Below are 19,324 nucleotides of genomic sequence, written 5' to 3' on the forward strand. Positions count from 1 at the left end.
GCGGTTGAGCGACCTGAACGTGGTCCGGCGCACCCCCGCGAGCCGCGACCTGGTCGCCGAGTACGTGAGCGCGATGCGAGCCGAAGGGCTCAGGGAGCCGGGCACGGTGCCCGAACTGCCGCTTTACCAGGGTGCCTTGACTTACGCTCGGAATCTTAGCATTGGTCTATATCACCGCGCTGGAACCCGAATCCCGATGTCAGAACTGGTCGCCATGTTGTTTACAACCTGCACGTTCACATGGTCTTTGTCACCAAGTACAGGCGGAAGGCGCTCACCGACGCCATGCTGATCCGCACCGAAGAGATCATGCGGGAGGTCTGCACCGACTTCGAGGCCGAGCTGAAACAGTTCAACGGCGAACAGGACCACGTCCACCTGCTCGTGCACTACCCGCCCAAAGTCCAGCTTTCCAAGCTGGTCAACTCCCTCAAGGGCGTCAGCTTCCGCAGGCTCCGCCAGGAGTACGACAGCCACGTCCGCCGGTACCTGTGGGGCGGACACTTCTGGTCCGGCTCCTACTTCACCGGATCATGCGGCGGAGCACCCCTGAGCGTCGTCAAGCAGTACATCGAAAACCAGCAGCGCCCCGTCTGACCGTCACTCCCAAGGCGCAGAGCACTCCGGCGCTCCGCACCTCCGACCCAGAGAGGGCCCTCACCCCCGCCCTGAAGGGCGGAGCACTGGCCAAGATCAGAGGTAGACAGATTGTTTTCGATTTTTGCCGCAAACAAGTCCCGTGGCTGATCCTCCTCCCGACCTGCACCGCCTCCGGACCCTGGAGACGTGGCTCAGGTACGCCCTCGACGAGGTGCGTGCCGCCATCTCGCCCCGGCTGAGCAGTGGGAGCGGGAAGAGCAGCAGGGCCGGAGCGTCGGCCCCGCCGCCCGGGTGGCCCCTGGAGCAGGGCCTTAACCGCGGCCCGCTCCTCGCGCCCCGACCGGCTTCACGCGGGGGCGGCCGTGATCCGGCCGGAGCGGCAGGCGGCCTGAAGCGCTGTGTGGTCGCGGTCATTCTGGTCGGCGTAGGACCGGGCGAACTCGGTGAGGGCACGATCGAAGCGGTCACTTCCGCCCAGGTACGCGGCGAGTGTGACGGGATCGCCTGAGCGGGCGTGGGCCCGGGCCAGGCAGGCCCCGCACAGCCGGCCGAAGAGGGAGAGCAGACGCGGGTCCATCGTCTCCGGCCGTGCGATGCCCTTCCAGTCCCAGAGCTGGCGTACGTAGAAGTCACGGTCCTTCCCGTCAAGGCCGGTGACGTGCGTCCAGCCCAGGAAGATGTCACTGGTGGTCTGTATCAGGCGTTGCCCGGTGACGACCCGGCGGCCCTGGTTGTCGTAGCGCTCGCCGCCCGTGTGCGGGGCCAGCACGGACTCCGAGGCTTCCTTGGCCTGGAGCAGCAGCGGATCGTCGTCGTCCCTGCCGAGCAGGAGCAGTACCCAGCACCGGGTGCCGACGCTTCCGACCCCGACGACCTTGCGGGCCATGTCCACGAGTCGGTAGTGACGCAGCAGATGCCGGCGCTCGGGTGCCAGGGTCCGCGCATATCCGTCCACGAGGGACCGCAGCTCCGCCTCTCTACCCGCCTCGGAGGGATCGGCCAGCAGATCTCCCAGCGGGGTGACCAGCGGCGGGTCTGGGGTGATGCGCCGGCCCTCGGCCGTGACACGGGTGAGCTTGGCGAACGCCCTCATGTGCGTCCGTGTCCGGGCCGTGGCGGCGGCATCGCGAAGGCGGTGCTCCGCCTCCCCCTCGGCCTCCGTCGCCAGCAACTGCCGTACGTGGTCGGCGTCGTCCTGGGCGTACCAGATGTCCAGGGTCGGCATGCCGGAGAACTCCCGCATCCGCAGCCGGTAGGCCCGCACACAGGCCCGTACCGTGCGGTTCTGCTCCTTGCGCGAGAACCCGTTCGCCCGCGCAGCGATCACGAGGCCGGCCGCAAGCCTTTTGACGTCCCATTCGAAGGGCCCGGCCAGGGTCTCGTCGAAGTCGTTGATGTCGAAGACCAGACGGCGCTCCGGTGAGGCCAGGAGCCGGAAGTTCAGCGGATGGGCGTCCCCGCACAACTGCACCTGAAGCCCGCTGCTGGGCAGGGGTGCCAGGTCCGCCGCCATGACCGCGGCCGCGCCGCGGTAGAAACGGAACGGCGATTCCAGCATGCGGCCATAGCGGGTCGGTACCAGTGCCGGGACGCGGTCGGCGGACTGGCTCTCCAGCAGATCGACGGGGTCCGGCCGATGTGGTCCCGCCTCGTACCAGCCGTGACAGGAGCGTGAGGCCCGTCCGCGGGCCTTCCTGCCGTATGCGGCGCGCTCCGCCGGTGGCAGGGAGGCGGTGAAGGCACTGGGTATGGTCATGGTCCGGCCTCCGGCTCTTCCGTGGTACCGGCACCGAAGTGTTGCGATACCGTCGATTCCTGGCGTTGTCGGTTCAGCCCCGCCTGCACCGCGCCGGCCAGCAGCCGGGCGGCGACTCCGACGAGCAGCAGTCCTCCCGTCATCTGCGCCATGGTGAGGGCCCGAGCGGTCTGGGAGAGTGGCGTGATGTCTCCGAAGCCGACCGTGGTGAACGTGGTCAGGGTGCAGTACAACGCGTCCGTCCTGTTCAGCGGCTCGCTGAAGGATCCGGGCGCCGAGCGGTCCAGCAGATAGTAGGAGCCGGCGAAGAGGACCAGGAACAGCACCAGCGTGGCGGCCAGACCCTCGACCGCTTTGAGAAGCGGATGCAGGGAATGCATGATGGCCCGCACTTCCCAGCAGAACACCAGAAGCACCGCGAACAGCCCGCACACCAGCAGCACGGCGGTGCCGGCCGTGAGCCGATCGTCCAGGGGAAGCACGTAGTAGGCGGTGAGGAGACCAACGGTGACAAGCAGGGCGCGGACGACAGCGACCAGGGCGGCGCGACGGCGAGAACGGAGCGCGCCACGTGGGGCCGGTCCGGAAGCGCCTCGGGCCCCTGCCGCCTGAAGTCGTATCGCTCATCTCACGTCTCTTCGTCACGCCGGTACCCGTGGGCCCGATCGTTCCCGAAGCCCACTCCACCGCCCCGGCGGCAGGACGGGATCACCCCTGGCGGGTGAACCCGACCCTTGGTGCAGGCCCCCCGCCCTGGCACGGAAGCGCAGGTCCACTCCAGCGCTCTATGTCCGTTCCGCGTGACGCGGCAGAACCCACCGGCATGGGAGGCGGGCCCCGCGGCGGTGAGCGATCCTGCGCACCCCCTCGCCAGGCTCGGCGGTTCCTGGACCTAGCTCCAGTGAACGCGCCGATCGGGACCTGGTCCCCGATCGGCGCGTCGCGGACTGCAGGCGGCGGTATCAACCGAGGTGCCGGGCGAAGAACCTCAGCGTGCTCTCCAGCTCGAATGCTGGGATCTCCCCGTGCTTGCCGGGGTTGGCGTGCAACGTTTTCTCGGCCGAGGCCAAGGCGTCGAACAGCGCCAAGCCTGAACCCGCGGCACCCGCTCGTCGTCCCACTGCACCCAGAACTCGACCGCTGATCGCCGGCTCCCAAGCGCTCGTGGCCCGCCAGACTGTGCCCCAGCCGACCCCATCGAGGAACCGCCAAGGCGGCCAGATCGCGTCGCGGGCACCGCGCAGTGTGCCCCAAAGTGGACGGCGCACCCGACGACGCCTCCAAGAGCCACAACACGCACGAGTGAAAACCAGCGAACCGATTAACGCAGCAAAGCCGACCACCGCGCATAGTGGCCGTCGGCTGCCGGCCCCTCGACGAGCAGCACTCCGCCTGGCTGGAGTCACTCCACACCGGGGTCGGAGCCGTCCTGCCTACGGCAGTCGGCTCGTAGTGATCTGCCCGGGCAGTCGACCCCTGGCACGCGGACGGCCGATGCTTCGACCATCATCGGAAGACAGGCTCCAGCGCAGCTTCGCGGCCACACACCCAGCGACGGAGCGGCAGTGCGTCTCGGCGGCCGACGGCGGCCCCGTCGCCGGTTCCTGTCTGACCGACCCAGCCAGTACGACGCGCGGAGACTTGCGGGGCGTCTTCTTCGCGGCCGTCTTCTTGGCCGCGGTCTTCTTGGCCGGCGTCTTCCTCGCGGCCTTCTTCGGATTCGCCCGCTCGTGGATGTCGGCGGGCGTGCCGTCATCGCGGGACTCCCGGGCCCTGGCGACGGAGGCGTTGAGCGCGGCCATCAGGTCCAGCACGCCCTCGGGCTGGTCAGGTTCCGGCGTGGCCAGCGGTTCGCGGTGCTCGCGCTTGGCCACGATGATCTCGCTGAGTGCCCTGGTGTACTCGTCCTCGAACCCCGGTCCGGTCAGATCCTCCACCGTCATTGTGTCCATCAGCGCGAGCGCACCGTCGATCTCCTCCTGCGAGACCTCCACCGGCGCCGGGAGCAGCGACGACGGATCACGGATCTCGTCCGGCCAGAGCATCGCGTGCAGCACGATCGCCACCCCGCGCACCCGGAGCAGGCTCAGACGTTCCCGTCCGACCAGGCGTACTTCGCGACGGCCACCCGCGAGGAACGCTCCAGCGCCTGCCGCAGCAGCTTGTACGGCTTGGCCGCGATCTGCTCCTTCGGCTCCAGGTAGTAGCCGGACCCGATCCGGATCGGGTCCACGGAGGACAGTGGCACGAAGGCGACGATCTCGATCGCGCGGGCGGTCGGCAGCGGCAGGTCCCGCAGGTCCTCGTCGCTGATCGGGATGATCTGCGTCTTCGACAGCTCGTAGCCCTTGCCGATCTCCGCGGCCGTCACCTCGCGGTCCTCCAGTTCACAGACCTTGCGGGTGCGCACCCAGGCCATGTCCTCCAGGTGGACCCGGTGAAAGCGGATCGAGTGGTCCTCGGTCGCGCCGGTGACATTGATCGGCATGCTGACCAGGCCAAAGCTGATCGCGCCACTCCACACGGTCCGGGGCATGACCTACCTCCCCAGCAGCCCCGAGCCCTTCCAGGCTAGGACGAACGCAACCGCCAGGCACCCGCCGACGCGAGGGCGTGTAGCGGTCCCCCAGGCGCGTGGGGCGTCCCGGGGCGCTGTGGGAGGCTGCCTATGCCGCCGGCTCGTAGGTGACGGTCTGGTTCGGGCAGCCGGCCGCGACCTCGCGGACAGCCGCGGCTTCGACCTCATCCGCCGACAGGCGCCAGCGCAGTTTCGTCCCCACCCACTCGGCGATGTAGCGGCAGTGCACCTCGGCGGCCGGCGGCAGCCACGTCGCCGGGTCCTGGTCGGACTTGGACCGGTTGGAGCGGGCCGTGACCGCGACCAGGCTGGCCTCCGCGCCCAGGTCGTTGGCGTACGCCTCCCGCCGCTGCGCGGACCAGGTCGAGGCGCCGCTGTCCCAGGCCTCAGCGAGCGGGCCCATGTGGTCGATGTCGAGACCGGAGGCAGAGGTGACCCAGACCTGGTCGTAGTAGGAGAACCAGCGGCCCCCAGACAGCCGGCACCTTGGCCCCCCGGTCGGCGGCTCCACGGCTTCAGCGATCAAGACCTCGGCACGAGTGTTGCACCCGTCCATCGGGTCTGCGCCGGAGTTCCAGTGACGGAAGGCATCCCGGTCGTAGCCCTCACGGGACTCCGCCGCGATCGGAAGGGCGGCGACCGCCTCGGTCAGAGACAGGGTCTCCGCGGCCTGGGCAGGCGCGGGCACCGTCAGGGGCAGGGCAACGAGGAACACGGCGCTCAGGCCGCGCAGCACGGTTTTGAGCATGCACCGTTCGTAGCGGGCCGTTTGGGGGCGCAGTTGGGTGTTCGCCGAAGGCGCCGCCCGTGTGGGTGTAATGGTCTTACAACGGCTAACAAAATGGTCGTCGGGCCTGTGCTTACAGGTATCCCGGCTCGCCGTCGGCGTTGAACCTTGTCAGGGAACGCTCCAGCAGCTCCAGAAACTGTCGTAGGTCATCGGCTACCTTGTCGAGCTCCGCTTCGTCCAGCGAAGCCGTCCGCGTCCGGTAAACGGCCCCATCAGGCCCCGCGACATAGATCAGGCCGCCGCCGTTCGAGCCGATGACCAGGCCACGGCTCCTTTTGTCCGTGCCGACGTCGACAACGCCGCACTCCTGGAGCCGCAGCAGGAGGTCACCGGCCGGATCGAGGAAGTAGCCGTTGCCAACGTCCTCCCAGGTGACGTCACCGATGCTTTCGTAGAAGGTGACCAGGTCAGCTGGTGTAGGGGTGACTTGGGCGAGCGTGTGTGCCGCGGCTTGATCATCGTGGTCGGCCGGCCGGACCTGGTTGGTCCCAGGAGGAAAGCCGTGCCGATGCTCGAACTCGCCTGTCATGGCCGTGAGAGTCCCGCTGACCCTCTCTGTCCACGAGGCCAGCCAGGCAGGCGAAAGCGATCGGTCGCTCATGGGGCCGGATCATGGCATGCGCGACGGACATCCATGGAGTGCCCAGCGGTTCCAGTGTCAGCGCAATGCGCTGAGCTGCCGATGGGTGATGAGGCAGCAGGCGAGTTTGAGGAATGCTTCGTGGATGTCGGCTCGCCGTTCCCAGCGGATGCGCAGGCGACGGAAGCCGTGCAACCAGGCAAAGCTCCTCTCCACGACCCAGCGGTAGGTGCCCAGTCCGGTGCCGTGCAGGGTGCCGCGGCGGGCGATCGCGGGCACGATGCCGCGGGCGCGGACCTGGTCCCGGTAGATGTCGTGGTCGTACCCGCGGTCGGCGAACAGTGAGTCCGGCTTCCGGCGAGGATGACCGACCCGGCCGCGGACCGGCGGGATCGCGTCGAGCAGGGGCAGGAGTTGGGTGACGTCGTTGCGGTTGCCGCCGGTCAGCAGCACCGCGAGCGGAGTGCCGTGTCCGTCGGTGATCAAGTGATGCTTGGAGCCGGCTCGTCCCCGGTCAACCGGTGATGGGCCCGTGAGCTGCCCCCTTTTAGCGCCCTGACGTGCGAGGAGTCGACCACACAGCGGGACCAGTCCAGACGTGCGGCCGCGTTCAGTTCGGCCAGCAGAATCTCGTGCAACCGCTGCCAGACGCCAGCCTCGTTCCAGTCCCGCAGCCGGCGCCAGCACGTCATGCCCGACCCGAAGCCGAGGTCCTTGGGCAGGTACTCCCACTGGATCCCGGTGTGCAGCACGTACAAGATCCCGCACAGCACGTCCCTGTCAGGCAACGGCTTGCGACCTGGATGCCGGAACCTGCGCACGCTGCGGCAACAGCGGCTCCAGACGGTCCCACAGTTCATCCGACACGATCCACGGCGACGTCCCCACACCGAACAAACGCTCAACTCCCGTGCCGGACACGGCAACCAGGACTCATCCACCTCATTGTGTTAGCCGTTGTAAGGGAGAGCCGGTCCCAGTTCCCCGAGCTCGCCGAAACCGTCAGCTGCGAGCAGAAGTCCTCCCTCGGCTTCCTCCCCGAGCTCCTCCTGGCCGAACCCGCTGCACACGCACCATGTCGCGTAAGGGAGGGCAATTGGCATGGTTTCGGTGTCTCGCTTCGACTGGGGGAATGGTGCGGCGGAACCCCTTGATATCGCCAGTAGTGCGGCGGTGGCCCGTCACACCATGGTGTGACGGTCGACTGCGGAGGCGCCTTCCGATCGCTATCGTGCCGACAGCGGATCACGTGTGGTGACGGGGGAATAGCATGCGGGTGCACGGCCTGCGGATGATGGTCTCGGCTGGAGCAGCGGCGGCCATCGCGATCCTGGTCTCTCTGGCTGCAAACGCTGCCACTGCTGCAGACCGTTGGCCTGGACCGCTGGACCTGCTCCGGCAGCATGCCTGGCTGTCCGTCGCCGGGCTGGCCGCCGTGGCGGTCGTCCTCGCCTCCATTCCGGCCTGGTGGGAGCGGCCAGCCGCCGGAGCCAGTGATCCTCCACCACCCGCGCCCGTGCCGGTCCCGGAGTGGGTCGTCGGCCGCAACGAGGGCAGCCGAGCCGTCGCCGCAGTGTGCGCGAGACGCCGCGCCGCCAGCCGGGCGGTCGCCATCACCACCTCCCTCGAAGGGGCAGGAGGATTCGGCAAGTCCACTCTCGCGGCCGTGGTATGCGCAAGTCCCCGGGTGCGCCGCCACTTCCGCGACCGGATCTTCATGGTGACGATCGGGCGCGACGTGCGGGGCCGGGCAGCGGTTGCGGCGAAGGTCGCCGAGGTGACCCGGTTCATCACCGGCGACCCCACCGCGTTCGACGACCCCGACCTGGCCGGTTCGCATCTGGGCCGGCTTCTGGACCAACGGCCGCGCACCCTCCTGGTCCTGGACGACGTGTGGGAAGCCGAGCAGCTCGCTCCCTTCCTCCGAGGCGGCGAGCGGTGTGTGCGGCTGGTCACCACCCGGGTACCGGCGGTGCTGCCGCCCGGCAGCGCCCGCGTGCGTGTCGACCAGATGTCCCCGGCCCAGGCACGCGCCGTGCTGACCTGGCAACTGCCGGCCCTGCCGGCGACGACCGTACGGGACCTGCTCGCGGCCACCGGCCGGTGGGCCCTACTGCTCCGCCTGACCAACCGGTTGATCGCCAATCAGATCGAAACCGGACTGGTCTCGGCGGACGCGGCCGCGCAGGCGCTGCGTTTGCTGCGAACCGGCGGGCCTGCCGCCCTCGACACGCCGGGCACCGTCCTCGACCTGGACGATCCGGTGCGCCGGGCACGTGCGGTGCACGCCACCGTTAATGCCTCTCGCCTGCTGCTGGCATCCGACGGGACGAACCGGCTGGCCGAGCTCGGTGTGTTCGCCGAAGACGAGGTCATCCCAGTGCCACTGGCCGCCCGGCTCTGGCAGCAGACGGCCGGTCTCGACGAAGAGGGAAGCAGAGCCCTGTGTCGACAGTTGGACCACCTGTCCCTGGTCTCCCTCAGCGCCGAGAACGGCGGCCAGCTCACACTCCACGACGTGCTGCGCGACTACCTGCGTGAAGAGCTGGGGAGCGAGCAGCTGAGCCGGCTGCACGCCGCCCTCCTCCATGTCTCAGCGCCATCCGGCTCCAGCACCGGAACGCCCGTGCCGTGGTGGGAGACATCGGAGGGCTACCTGCTCGACCACCTCATCGAACATCTGCAAGGCGCGGGCCACAACGAAGAGGCCGAGCAGGTCACCTGCGATATCCGCTGGGTCGAGGCGCGGCTGCGACAGCGGGGCCCGACCGGGCCCACGCGCGATCTGGCACTGATCCCGACGGCAACCGCGGCCGCCCTGGGTCAGGACTTGGGGCGCATCGCACACCTCTTCAGTCCCCTGAACGCCGGTCCGGGTGGGGACGGGCAGGACGCCGACCGGCTGCTCGTCAACGTACTGCACAGCCGCTTGGCCTCGCTGCCGAACTGGTGCGACAAGATCGCGGCCAGGCAGGCGGAGCCAGCGGCACGCCCGCTGCTGGCCAACCGGTGGGCACCACCCGATCTGCCTCCACCAGAGCTGCTGCGCACGTTCGTCGGTCATGGAGGCGTCCCGTACGCGGTGGCGGCGGCCCCGGACGGGACCTGGCTAGCGACCGGTGACGAACACGGCGAGGTGCGACTGTGGGATATCCCGTCGGGCCACTGCACCGCCGTGCTCACCGGACACCGCGGGCCTGTCAAAACACTGGCTATCGCCCCGGACGGAACCTGGCTCGCCAGCGGCGGCGCCGACCGCGAGGTGCGGCTCTGGGATGTCCTGTCCGGCAGTTGCACGACGGTTCTCATCGGCCATACCCACGGCGTGGCGGCACTTGCGATCGCCCCCGACGGAACGTGGCTAGCCGCAGCAACCGGACGCATCGTGCGCTTGTGGGACGTGAAGCCCGCGAGGTCCCGCGTGGTACTCAAAGGCCATCAGGACCTGGTTCGGTCGGTGGCGATCGCCCCGGACGGCAGCTGGTTGGTGACCGGTGGTCGGGACCCCGGCGTGCGGCTGTGGTCCGCGGTCGGCCGGCATCGGGCAACCCTGGGCCGCGAGCGTGCACTGTGGGTGAGGATCACTGCGGACGGCAGGGCGGTGGCTGCAGGAGCTGGAGGGGACCACGTGAGCCTGTGGTACCCGCTGAGCGGCGTCTGTATGGAGAACCGAGGCGGCGGTCGGAACGTCGGTCTGGGCGACACCGGGGCCGTCGCGCCGGACGGGACCTGGGCAGCCGCCGCGACGAACCGGGCCGTGCGGGTGTGGGATCTCCGGTCACGCCGGCGGACGCACGACCTGAATGGGCACCAACAGGCGGTGACCTGCGTGGCAGTCGCGCCGGACGGCTCCTGGCTGGCCAGCACGAGCCTTGACCGCACGGTCCGGCTATGGGAAGTCGGTCCCGGCTCTGATAGCCGGGGGTACTCGAACCACGGCCACCGAGTCCGTGCGCTTGCAGTAAGTCCCGACGGGACAGAGATGGCCACAGCAAGTGGGATGACAGTCAGTATGTGGGACACCAGCGAGCCCCGTCAGCGCGACAGTCGAGCCGGCAGCTCGCAGGCCGATGTACTCGGCGTGGCCTACGCCCCGACCGGCCAATGGCGAGCCGAGGCCCGGTCCAACGGAATGGTCGAACTAGTCAGTGACGTTCCGCTCTGGCCAGGTAGCCGGACGCCAAGCTATGCCCAGTTGCTGAGCAGCAATCGGGTGCCCGTGACGGCCGTCGCGGGCACGCCGGACGGCGCCCAGCTGATCGGCGGGCAGCAGGACGGCACCGTATGCGTGTGGCAGGTAGCCACCCGCAGCTGTATCGGCGCCCTGCCTGGAGGCGACCGACCGGTCACCGCAGTGGCGATCGCACCGGACGGGACCTGGTTTGCCTCGGCCAGTGAGGACGGGCGGGTGCGGCTATGGGACGCCAGGGCCAGAGCCATCCTGACCGTCTTGGAGGACTGCCCAGGCGCGGTGCGCGGCCTGGCTCTGTCCCCGGACGGCCATCTGCTGGCCTCCGGGCACGCGGATGGCGGTCTACGCCTGTGGAGCGCGCCGTCCTGGACACGGATCGGCCTCCTCACAGGCCACACCGGCCCGGTCGACGCCGTGGCCTTCGCCCCCGACGGGACCAGACTGGCCACCGCTGGCCAAGACGGCACCCTGCGGGTGTGGGACCTGCGAGAGGCCCGCGTCTTGGCCGCCGTACGCGGGGAGGGCCCCCTGGCCGCGTGTGCCTGGCTGCCCGGCGGCCGCCGGCGAACTCGGGCTGCACCTGTACGAGTTCCGGTCCTAGCTCAGAGAAGAGCAGCAGTCCGTCCAGCGGGCCGCCGGCCAATACGGCGTACGTCTCGTGCGTCAGCAGGCCCGAGTTGGGGCCATCGTGACACGCGCTGTTGACGCCACCATTGTGCAGTTGCTCGTCTCCGTTTCACCGCGAGCGGCATGTTCGGGGCGAGACGGTCCAGGCCGGAGGGGTCGCTGTGATCGATTTCCTCGAGGGGACCGGGCTGTTCGCCGGTGCCGTCAAGGAGCGGCGAAAGCGACCCGGGCGAGGGGCCGGGCGCGAGATACCTGCGCTCTCGTAGTCCAAGCCGTCGCCAGTGGGGGATCCATGAACGGCAGCCCACAACGCCCGCTACGCCCGGACGAGGAGGAAGAGTTCGCTCGCTTCCACAACGGGGACACGCTCGATGGCATCCCCGTTGTACGTCCGGAGCCTCCGCTGTCGCCGCAGCAGGTCCGCCAGCCAGGCCGTCGGCCTCGGCCCGCAGTGATCGCGGCCGTGACGCTGGCGGCCGCCGTTGCCGGAGGACTCGCCGGCCTAGGCGTGCTCGCTCTGTCCGGCGATGACGGGCAGGAACAGCAGCCAGAGGCCGCGGCCTCCGATACGACACCGCCCGTCGCCGTGCAGACCACGCTCGCGCCCGACGCTACCGAGCCCTCGCAAGCGCCCGTCCCCGAGGTGTCCGAGCCTGCGGTCGAGCAGCAATCGGCAGCGCTGGAACAGGTGCGGATCATCCAGACACCGGCGACCGGTGGGGACCGCGGGTCGACCTTCTGCCTGGTCTACACGGGCAGCTCCTCGGGCCCGGAGCGGGACGCGATCCTCCTGATGAACGCGCCCGCCTACCAGTGCTCGGAGTTGCTGCCCTACGACGGTGTGAACTCCGCATTCGCCACGGAGACGCCGCTCTGCGAGGCCGGCTCGAGAGCGGCCGTCGTGAGCTTCGCCGAGGCCGGAGGCTGGGAGAGCGAGCTGATGTACACCTGTCTTACCGCGGCCGTCGGCGCTTAGAAGTCCTAACGAAATGATCTTCGAGGTGATTGGATCGCTCCAAGACCGACCGAGGATCTGGGGGTGGGGGGTGGCACGGCCGAAGCATGGGAAGTCGACGACGAGCTGTGGGCAGTTATCGAACCGCTGCTGCCCAAGATCGAGCGCCGGACCCGGCATCCAGGGCGCAAGCGGCATCCGGACCGGCTGGTGTTCCAGGGCATCCTGTTCGTGCTGCATACCGGGATCGCCTGGGAACATCTACCGCAGGAACTCGGCTTCGGCTCGGGCATGACATGCTGGCGCCGCCTGGCCGAATGGACCGAGGCCGGGGTGTGGCCTCAGCTGCACCAGGTACTCCTCGCCGAGCTGCGCGCCGCGAACGCCCTGGACTTCTCCCGCGCGGTGGTCGACGGCTCCCACATCCGGGCTTTAAAGGGGGAGCCAGGACCGGACGAAGCCCTGTTGACCGGGGCAGGACGGGCAGTAAGCATCATCTGATCACTGACGCCACCGGCATCCCGCTTGCTGCCTCCTTGACCGGTGGCAACTGCAACGATGTCACTCAGCTGATCCCGCTCCTCCAGGCCGTGCCGCCGGTGCGAGGCAAGCGCGGCCGGCCCCGGCGCCGCCCGGACGTGATCCTTGCTGACCGCGGCTACGACCACGACAAGTACCGCCAATATGGTCCGGGCCCTTGGCGTGAAGCCGCTGGTCGCCCGCCGCGGCACCGAACACGGCTCCGGACTCGGAGCCCAACGCTGGATCGTCGAGCGCGCATTCGCTCACCTGCACTGGTTCCGCCGCCTGCGGATTCGCTGGGAGATACGCGACGACATCCACGAAGCGTTCCTCAGCCTCGGATGCGCTCTCATCTGCTGGAGACGGCTGGTGTCACTGCATACGCAGCACAGACCTGTGGCATCCCGCCGGACCTCTCGCACGGCTAGCAGCTGAAACCCGCTTGTGCAGTCGCCCGGTGAGCCGATACCCAGCACTCGAAAGACAAGGAGGACACGATGACCGCCCTAGGTTCGTTGAACGAGTTCTGCTGGATGGACCTGAAGACCCGCGATCCATCCGGCACCGCTGCCTTCCTATCGCAGGCACTGGGCTGGTGTTTTGCAGTGGATGAGGAGGACTGGCGCCAGGCCACCAAGATAACCATCGGCGGGTACCAGATTGGCGGCGTCAGCGACCTTGCGAACCCGATCTACCCGCCGGGTACGCCCGCCCACGTCGCCTACTACCTGGCCGTTGATGACGTCGACCGCCGCGCCGAAGCCGCGACGGCGAACGGCGCGCGTCTTGTCGTGGCTCCCTTTGACGCGGGTGATCAGGGCCGTACGGCGACGTTGATCGACCCGGTGGGTGCCCCATTCTCCCTGTGGCAACCCCATGGGTTCACCGGGTGGAAGTTCCCGCCCCGCTTGGCAGGCGCCCCACATCACATGGTCCTGGCCTGCGGCCAACCGGACCGGGCCCGGGACTTCTACCACCAGTTGACAGGTACTCCTCTCGCGGCTGCCGCATTCATCGCGGCGCGTGAACCCAGCACTACCCCGCAGTGGGAACTCTGCGTCGGGGTCGATGACCTGGAGGGCGTCATCTCCCGCATGCAGATCGGTGGCGGTGGCCCGAGCCTCGCTAACCGAATCCGAGAGACCGACCAGTCCAATCTGAGACTGCACAGCCCGGAAAGGCTGTCATTCCGAGTTCAATCTCTGGGGCAATGACGCCTGGACCACACATGGTGCCGTCGGACGATGTTGAGCCGACGGCACCTCATTTTGTTAGGGGTTCTTAGAGGTCGCGCGGATAGGCGTGGTTGGGGGGCCCGGCAACAGAACAGACACAGGTCCCGGTGATCATGGAGTTGCGACGCTCTGTGATTACGAGGGAGGCCTGTGCCCGCGCTGCCATCATGGCTGACCGAACCGCTCTCGGACCAATTCGTGGCCCTGCTGCCCGAGCGGCCGGAGTACTACCCGAACCATCCGCTTGGCTGCCACCGTCGACGCATCAGCGACCGGATCATCTTCGACAAGCTCCTGCAACTGCTGCGCTTCGGCTGTTCTTACGAGGCGATCGCCGACACGACCTGCTCGGCCACCACGATCCGCAGCCGTCGCGACGAGTGGATACGACTCGGCGTCTTCGCCCAGCTCAAGCAGATCGCGCTGGACTCCTACGACCGGACCGTCGGCCTCGTCCTCGACCAGATCGCCGTGGATGGCTCCATCACCAAGGCTCCTGGAGGCGGCGAGGTGGCCGGGCGTTCCCCGGTCGACCGCGGCAAGCACGGCCTGAAACGCTCGGGTATCACAGACAGGTACGGCATTCCACTGGGTCGTGTCCTGGCCGGTGCCAACCGCCACGACTCCCCGTTGCTCGCCCCGACCCTGGACCGCCTGGACGACCTGGCGCCGTTACCCGACGACATCACCGTGCACCTGGACGCCGGCTACGACGCGGACAAGACCCGCACGCTGCTCAGCGAACGCGGCCTGCACGGACGCATCGCACACAAGGGTGAGAAAGCTCCCATCCAGGCCAGTCGGCGTTGGCATGTCGAACGCACCCACGCCTGGCAGAACGCCTTCTACCGCCTCGCCCGCTGTTACGAGCGGCGCACCACCGTCATCGACGCATTCTTCGACCTCGCAGACACGATCATCACCGTGCGTAGTCTGATCCGGCAGGCATGGACTACCCACCGCTGGGACGAACGCACGAACCGCCGACCATGACCGCACCCCTATCCGCACGGCCTCCTACAGAGGCCGCGAGTCCGTTGTCAGTGGGCGATGTTACGTTCTGTGACATGACCGATCACGCGCTACGGCTGCTGCGGCAGGACCGCCGTCTGGCCGAACTGGCCGCCTTCCCCTTCGACTTCGACCTGGACCGCGCCGCCCACGGCCATGTCGAGGAGGTCCGCCTCGCCTCGGGCGGGCCGCTGGAGACGGTAGCTGGGGACGATACCGGCGGAACGTACTTCGTGTGCGCGGACGGCTCGGTGCTCTACGCCGACTCGGAGGGCGCCGCGGGGATCATCGGCTCCAGTGTCGACGAGACCTTGGAGCTCGTGATCGGCCTGCCCGGTTGGCGCGGCTACACACGTCTGTCGCCGGACGACGGCGAGGAGAAGATCCTGGCCTGCGTCGCGGAGACCGAGGACGAGATCCGTGAGTGCTACGGAATCGACGAGGAGCGGGCCGAGCTCCGTACGGCGCTGGGCTTCCCGAAACGCTCCCCGGTCGAGCTGGTGGGCAGGCTGCGTGCCGCGCTGCTGCGCACCGAGCCAGACTTCGTACTGCTCAACGCGGATGAGGGGTGCGCGTACGACGGGATAGGCCCGGCCGGTCCCCCGCTGTGGGAGCCAGTGCTCGCGGCGGGCCGCGCCGATCTCGCCTGTTTGCGGGAGGGCGACCGCACGGCATGGCGTGAAGTCGCCGAGGACCCGGTGCGGCGCCGGATCACCCTGCGGGCCGCGCAGTTCGACCGCGCCGAGGGCGATCTGGAGCTGCTGCGGCATCTGCTGCGGCACGAGACACGGTCATCGATGACGGACGAACTGCGGCTCGCGACCGTGCTGGTGGGGCTGCGCGGGGACCCCGGAGATCTGCCACTGCTGCTTGAGGTCCGGGAGACGGACTTCGACACGGCGTGCGGCCTGGGCGGTATGCCGGAACCGGGTGCAAGCGCGGACGAGTTGCAACAGTGGGCGCGGGCGCTCGACGAGTCCATGTTCGGGACGGCCCCGTCGGACGAGCCGGTCTCCACATGGACCGACCTGGCTCGGGACCAGGGGATGACGGACCTCGCGCGGGTGACGCTGATCCGCGAACTCGACAACATCTTCACGGACCAGAGCAGACTCCGCCGCCACGAGGCGCCCCACACTCTGGCCACGGCTCCGCTGAGCGGGCTCGCCCGGGACTTCGAGGAACTCGGCGACCTTCCCCAGGCGCTGCGCGCCCAGCGCCTGTACGCCGCCCTTCAGGAGACGGCATGGGACCGGGCCTCGGCCCGGCACACCCTGGCCCGCCTCGAGCGGAAGGCGGGCCGGTTGCCGCAGGCGGTGGACAGCCTGGCCGCCGTGCGCGACGCCCTGGCCACCCCGGGCGACGACTCACTGCGCCACTGGCAGCAGGTCAACCTCGGCCGTTTCATCGCCGAGGAGCACTACCGGCTCACCCTCGCCCTGGCCGACGCAGGCCGCCCCGAGGAGACCCGTGCCCTCCTCACGGCCGCCGACGCCATACTCGGCGAGCTCTCGGAGAACGCCGCGCACGGCGTCCGCGAGCTCGCCGAGCGGACCGCTGCGAGAGTGCGGGAGATCAACTGAGGACGGGCACGGCGGTCCGCCAGGAAGCCGTGGGCGTGGCGGGCCAGGTAGTCGCATTCTTCGACCTCGCCGACATGATCATCACCGTGCGTAGTCTGATCCGGCAGGCATGGACTACCCACCGCTGGGACGAACGCCCGAACCACCGACCATGACCGCATCCCTATCCGCACGGCCTCTTACCTGGTCGCAGACCGCCGAAGATAAAGATCAAGCTCAGTACGCGTCTGCGATCTTGATAGTGAGGAGGCGGCTCTCATCGGCTTCCTGCGGCACCGTGCACCGCAACCGCGGCTGGATCGCTCGCACCGCGTTCGCGTACGCGTCGGCTCGGTCCCCGTTGCTGATTGCTGCCCCGTGGCCGGTGAGCTGCTCGAGCACCTCAGGCCGCGTGCCGTAGTCGCTTTCCGGGAAGAGCGGATCGAAGGATGAGAGGATCTCGCCGTCCTCGGCGTACGAGACCCAGCAAGAGCCCGACTCGCTGTCCCGCAGTGAGAGAGCCACCGTCCCCTGAGAGACTGATGCCAGGATGTCGTCTACCGCCAGGTAGGAGCCCTCCGGCTCGATCACGAATGACCAGCCATCGTGTTCGCCGGCCCTAAGGACGGGGCCGTCACTGGCGAGGACTCCGCTGTCTTGCAGCTGATCCAACGTCACGTCGGGCACGACGTCCTCATCGATGTCCTCGCCAAGGGCCTCAATGCGAGCGCTCTCGGTGCGGGTCAAGGCGACGGGGTGGAGGCCTTCGCCTCCTACACGGGCCAACAGTTCAGCGGGTGCGACGCCCTTTGCGAAGACGGCGCAATAGCCGAACTGGTAGAGCTGGCGGTTCGGGAAGATGTCACTCGTCACTGTGCTGCCCCGTCGGGTTCCTTGTTACGGCTTCAGCCGTCGCTGGCCGGCCTGCCCTGTCAGCGTCCGGCCAGCGACGTGGGGTATGGCAATTAGAGCTTGTTTCCTGCGTCGACCCAGTATCCGTTGCCACCAAGGAGTCGCTGTGCCTTGGTGAACCGGCCTAGGCCACCGCCGACGCCCTCGTTCTGGTTCTTGGGCATGCTGGCACGCGCGCACTTGGCGTTCGCCGGCGGCATCTTGCCCTCCTTAAGGCCGGGCCAGGTGAGCGAGAGGTACTGCTTGCCCTCGATGGTGGAGGCTACGACGGGTACTGCTGGCAGACCTTGCCCGATGTGACGCCCTGCTGAGCACCGCTCTGCTTCGACTTGGCGAAGGGGAACTCATCGCACTGGGTCGGCTTCGGCGTAGAAGGAGAAGGCTTGAACGTGCTGTCACAGACGATGTCCCGATTCTTCTGGGCCACCTTGTCGTCCGATTCGCGGGTCAACGGCTGGCCCTTGCCTTCCCAGCCAGGGTGGCTCGACATGCTCGCTTGCACCATGCCGATGAACTGCCGGGCCTCGCTGTACTTGGACTTGACCTCAAAGGTCGGGATGTACTGCGAAACTACACACCCGGCGAACTTGGCCGCCTGGTTGTCACAACGGACCTCCCACGCGCGGCTCTCGTTCGCCCCCCCCCACTCGTGGTCGGCTTCCTCAGTGCCGTACCTCGTCGTGAGCTTGTCCCCCAGCATCATTGTGGCGTTGCCGGTGGTGTTCTTCCACGAACGCTGCCACGCCCCCTCCTTCTCGGAGAGCAGGGTTACGGAAGCCGGTCCTGTCCACGGCGCGATGCCCTCTTCACACGCCGACGATGCGACGCATTGGCCTTCGATCTCGACCGTGAAGCCGGCCACGAGAGCTCCGCTGACTGCCTGCACCCGTAGGAAGAAGTCCGCGTCTTCCCCCTATATGACGTTTCGTCACTCGCTGGTCAAACGCGCACGTCAAGCAGCTGACCGCGCACGCTTCGCGATCAGCACCGGGGATCCGATCACGGGTTTCACAGGCAGGTCAACGGAACTTCACACAATCAGCCACTGGCCCCGGGGCTGGTTCTCCACCACCTTGCGCAGCTCGGCCACGATCTGTTCGTAGCGGCTGACGCTGCCGACCATGTCGGCGTTCTGGTCTCTTCGGTCATGGTGTTTCACCACCAACTGCGGTCCGGGACACGACACTTGAAGCCTTGACGAGACGCGGTCCACCTCTTGACTGAGAGTCGGACCGGCAATCCTAAGATCACAACAAATGACCGGAAGTGACCGAAGTCTGATCGAACGGTGCCGCACGTCGCCTCACTTCTCATCCTTGATCGTTTTCATGGTGAGGCGAGACCTCAAGCCGCGTACGGCGGGGTGGCCGGTGAGTTTGTCCATGACGAAGGCTTCGTAGGCGGTGTTGTCGGCGATGGCGATGAGGGCGAAGTAGTGGGGGCTGCCGTACATGCGGCGCAGGACGAACCGCTGGCAGGCGCGCATCAAGTCCAAGAACTCCAGGGCGTGGTCGATGCGTCCGGTACGCCGCCACGCTTGGCTGAGCGGCACGGTCAGATCGGGGACCGTTCGTGGACTCGGTCCGTGATCGCGTGGGCCAGTTCGACGGTGGTGCCCTTGCCGTGTAGGTCGGGGGTCAGCGGCGCTTCGGCGGGGCCGAGGGCCAGCACGTCCTCGATCGCGCCGAGGAGGTGAGCGGCCGCCCCGGGGTGTCCGAGGTGCTCCAGCATCATCGACGCGCACCAGATCTGACCGACCGGGTTGGCGATCCCCTGCCCGGCGATGTCCGGGGCCGAGCCGTGCACCGGCTCGAACAGGCTGGGGTGGTCGCGCTCGGGGTTGATGTTGGCGCTGGGGGCGATGCCGAGGGTTCCGGCGCAGGCCGGGCCCAGGTCGGAGAGGATGTCACCGAAGAGGTTGCTGGCCACCACGACGTCGAAGCGGTCGGGGTGCAGGACGAACTGTGCGGCCAGCGCGTCGATGTGGAGCTTGTCGACGTGCAC

General features: G+C 68.2%; 15 protein-coding genes and 5 pseudogenes. 8 read left to right on the forward strand and 12 right to left on the reverse strand.

The features are described 5' to 3' along the window. Positions 1-168: 168 nt before the first annotated feature. A complete protein-coding gene (gene tnpA, locus ACGF3J_RS38285) occupies positions 169-597 on the forward strand; it encodes an IS200/IS605 family transposase (RefSeq protein ID WP_393856082.1) in 429 nt (142 codons plus the stop codon). A 349-nt stretch (positions 598-946) separates the two neighbouring features. On the opposite strand, the gene ACGF3J_RS38290 is transcribed toward tnpA, so the two are convergent. From ACGF3J_RS38290 to ACGF3J_RS38320, 7 genes and pseudogenes are all read right to left on the reverse strand, one after another. After that, positions 947-2,356 (reverse strand): DUF2252 domain-containing protein, encoded by a 1,410-nt coding sequence (locus ACGF3J_RS38290; protein ID WP_393856069.1) that lies wholly within the window; start codon positions 2,354-2,356, stop codon positions 947-949. Next, a complete protein-coding gene (locus tag ACGF3J_RS38295; RefSeq protein WP_393856070.1) occupies positions 2,353-2,838 on the reverse strand; it encodes a potassium channel family protein in 486 nt (161 codons plus the stop codon). Before ACGF3J_RS38295 ends, ACGF3J_RS38290 begins: the two co-directional genes overlap by 4 nt. A gap of 480 nt (positions 2,839-3,318) precedes the next feature. Further along, positions 3,319-3,497: pseudogene (locus ACGF3J_RS38300) on the reverse strand (alpha/beta hydrolase); the annotation flags it as partial. A 496-nt stretch (positions 3,498-3,993) separates the two neighbouring features. Further along, positions 3,994-4,892: pseudogene (locus ACGF3J_RS38305) on the reverse strand (Ku protein); the annotation flags it as partial. 130 nt (positions 4,893-5,022) lie between these two features. After that, positions 5,023-5,682 carry an HNH endonuclease family protein gene (locus ACGF3J_RS38310; RefSeq protein ID WP_393856071.1) on the reverse strand — a complete coding sequence of 220 codons (660 nt, stop codon included), beginning with the start codon at positions 5,680-5,682 and terminating at the stop codon, positions 5,023-5,025. A 112-nt stretch (positions 5,683-5,794) separates the two neighbouring features. After that, positions 5,795-6,253 carry an SMI1/KNR4 family protein gene (locus tag ACGF3J_RS38315; RefSeq protein ID WP_386663713.1) on the reverse strand — a complete coding sequence of 153 codons (459 nt, stop codon included), beginning with the start codon at positions 6,251-6,253 and terminating at the stop codon, positions 5,795-5,797. Between the two features lie 129 nt (positions 6,254-6,382). Next, positions 6,383-7,230 (reverse strand): annotated as a pseudogene (locus ACGF3J_RS38320) (IS5 family transposase). A 344-nt stretch (positions 7,231-7,574) separates the two neighbouring features. Here ACGF3J_RS38320 and ACGF3J_RS38325 point away from each other — a divergent pair. The 7 genes and pseudogenes from ACGF3J_RS38325 to ACGF3J_RS38355 all read left to right on the forward strand — a co-directional run. Beyond that, positions 7,575-11,201, forward strand: coding sequence for an NB-ARC domain-containing protein (locus ACGF3J_RS38325; RefSeq protein ID WP_393856072.1), 3,627 nt, complete (start codon positions 7,575-7,577; stop codon positions 11,199-11,201). 214 nt (positions 11,202-11,415) lie between these two features. Continuing rightward, entirely contained in the window at positions 11,416-12,099 is a 684-nt protein-coding gene (locus ACGF3J_RS38330; RefSeq protein WP_393856073.1) for a hypothetical protein, read from the forward strand. A gap of 63 nt (positions 12,100-12,162) precedes the next feature. After that, a pseudogene (locus ACGF3J_RS38335) lies at positions 12,163-13,035 on the forward strand (IS5 family transposase). A gap of 62 nt (positions 13,036-13,097) precedes the next feature. After that, positions 13,098-13,814: a VOC family protein gene (locus tag ACGF3J_RS38340; RefSeq protein ID WP_393856074.1), complete on the forward strand. Its 717-nt coding sequence runs from the start codon at positions 13,098-13,100 to the stop codon at positions 13,812-13,814. A 171-nt stretch (positions 13,815-13,985) separates the two neighbouring features. Then, on the forward strand, positions 13,986-14,828 hold the full coding sequence (locus ACGF3J_RS38345) for an IS5 family transposase (protein ID WP_393856075.1): 843 nt from the start codon (positions 13,986-13,988) through the stop codon (positions 14,826-14,828). Positions 14,829-14,902: 74 nt separating this feature from the next. Next, on the forward strand, positions 14,903-16,429 hold the full coding sequence (locus ACGF3J_RS38350; RefSeq protein WP_393856076.1) for a hypothetical protein: 1,527 nt from the start codon (positions 14,903-14,905) through the stop codon (positions 16,427-16,429). 53 nt (positions 16,430-16,482) lie between these two features. Beyond that, positions 16,483-16,584 (forward strand): annotated as a pseudogene (locus tag ACGF3J_RS38355) (IS5/IS1182 family transposase); the annotation flags it as partial. 61 nt (positions 16,585-16,645) lie between these two features. On the opposite strand, the gene ACGF3J_RS38360 reads toward ACGF3J_RS38355, so the two are convergent. The 5 genes from ACGF3J_RS38360 to ACGF3J_RS38380 form a co-directional block, all read right to left on the reverse strand. Further along, positions 16,646-17,281, reverse strand: coding sequence for a DUF6461 domain-containing protein (locus tag ACGF3J_RS38360; RefSeq protein ID WP_393856077.1), 636 nt, complete (start codon positions 17,279-17,281; stop codon positions 16,646-16,648). A gap of 301 nt (positions 17,282-17,582) precedes the next feature. After that, positions 17,583-18,182 (reverse strand): hypothetical protein, encoded by a 600-nt coding sequence (locus ACGF3J_RS38365; protein WP_393856078.1) that lies wholly within the window; start codon positions 18,180-18,182, stop codon positions 17,583-17,585. Positions 18,183-18,350: 168 nt separating this feature from the next. Beyond that, a complete protein-coding gene (locus tag ACGF3J_RS38370) occupies positions 18,351-18,482 on the reverse strand; it encodes a hypothetical protein (protein WP_393856079.1) in 132 nt (43 codons plus the stop codon). A gap of 141 nt (positions 18,483-18,623) precedes the next feature. Next, the gene (locus ACGF3J_RS38375; protein ID WP_393856080.1) at positions 18,624-18,872 is read right to left on the reverse strand and encodes a hypothetical protein; all 249 of its coding nucleotides are present in this window, start codon (positions 18,870-18,872) and stop codon (positions 18,624-18,626) included. A 2-nt stretch (positions 18,873-18,874) separates the two neighbouring features. Next, a partial coding sequence (locus ACGF3J_RS38380) for an isocitrate/isopropylmalate family dehydrogenase (RefSeq protein ID WP_393856081.1) occupies positions 18,875-19,324 on the reverse strand: 450 nt, incomplete at its 5' end.

This window comes from Streptomyces sp. NPDC048171 (assembly GCF_043202655.1).
Lineage (GTDB): Bacteria > Actinomycetota > Actinomycetes > Streptomycetales > Streptomycetaceae > Streptomyces.

What these genes read in the sequence shown, in the direction of transcription:
- ACGF3J_RS38315 (WP_386663713.1), bottom strand. Translation starts at nt 6,253, where the DNA reads ATGACAGGCGAGTTCGAGCATCGGCACGGCTTTCCTCCTGGGACCAAC.
- ACGF3J_RS38340 (WP_393856074.1), top strand. Translation starts at nt 13,098, where the DNA reads ATGACCGCCCTAGGTTCGTTGAACGAGTTCTGCTGGATGGACCTGAAG.
- ACGF3J_RS38330 (WP_393856073.1), top strand. Translation starts at nt 11,416, where the DNA reads ATGAACGGCAGCCCACAACGCCCGCTACGCCCGGACGAGGAGGAAGAG.
- ACGF3J_RS38350 (WP_393856076.1), top strand. Translation starts at nt 14,903, where the DNA reads ATGACCGATCACGCGCTACGGCTGCTGCGGCAGGACCGCCGTCTGGCC.
- ACGF3J_RS38310 (WP_393856071.1), bottom strand. Translation starts at nt 5,682, where the DNA reads ATGCTCAAAACCGTGCTGCGCGGCCTGAGCGCCGTGTTCCTCGTTGCC.
- ACGF3J_RS38290 (WP_393856069.1), bottom strand. Translation starts at nt 2,356, where the DNA reads ATGACCATACCCAGTGCCTTCACCGCCTCCCTGCCACCGGCGGAGCGC.
- ACGF3J_RS38325 (WP_393856072.1), top strand. Translation starts at nt 7,575, where the DNA reads ATGCGGGTGCACGGCCTGCGGATGATGGTCTCGGCTGGAGCAGCGGCG.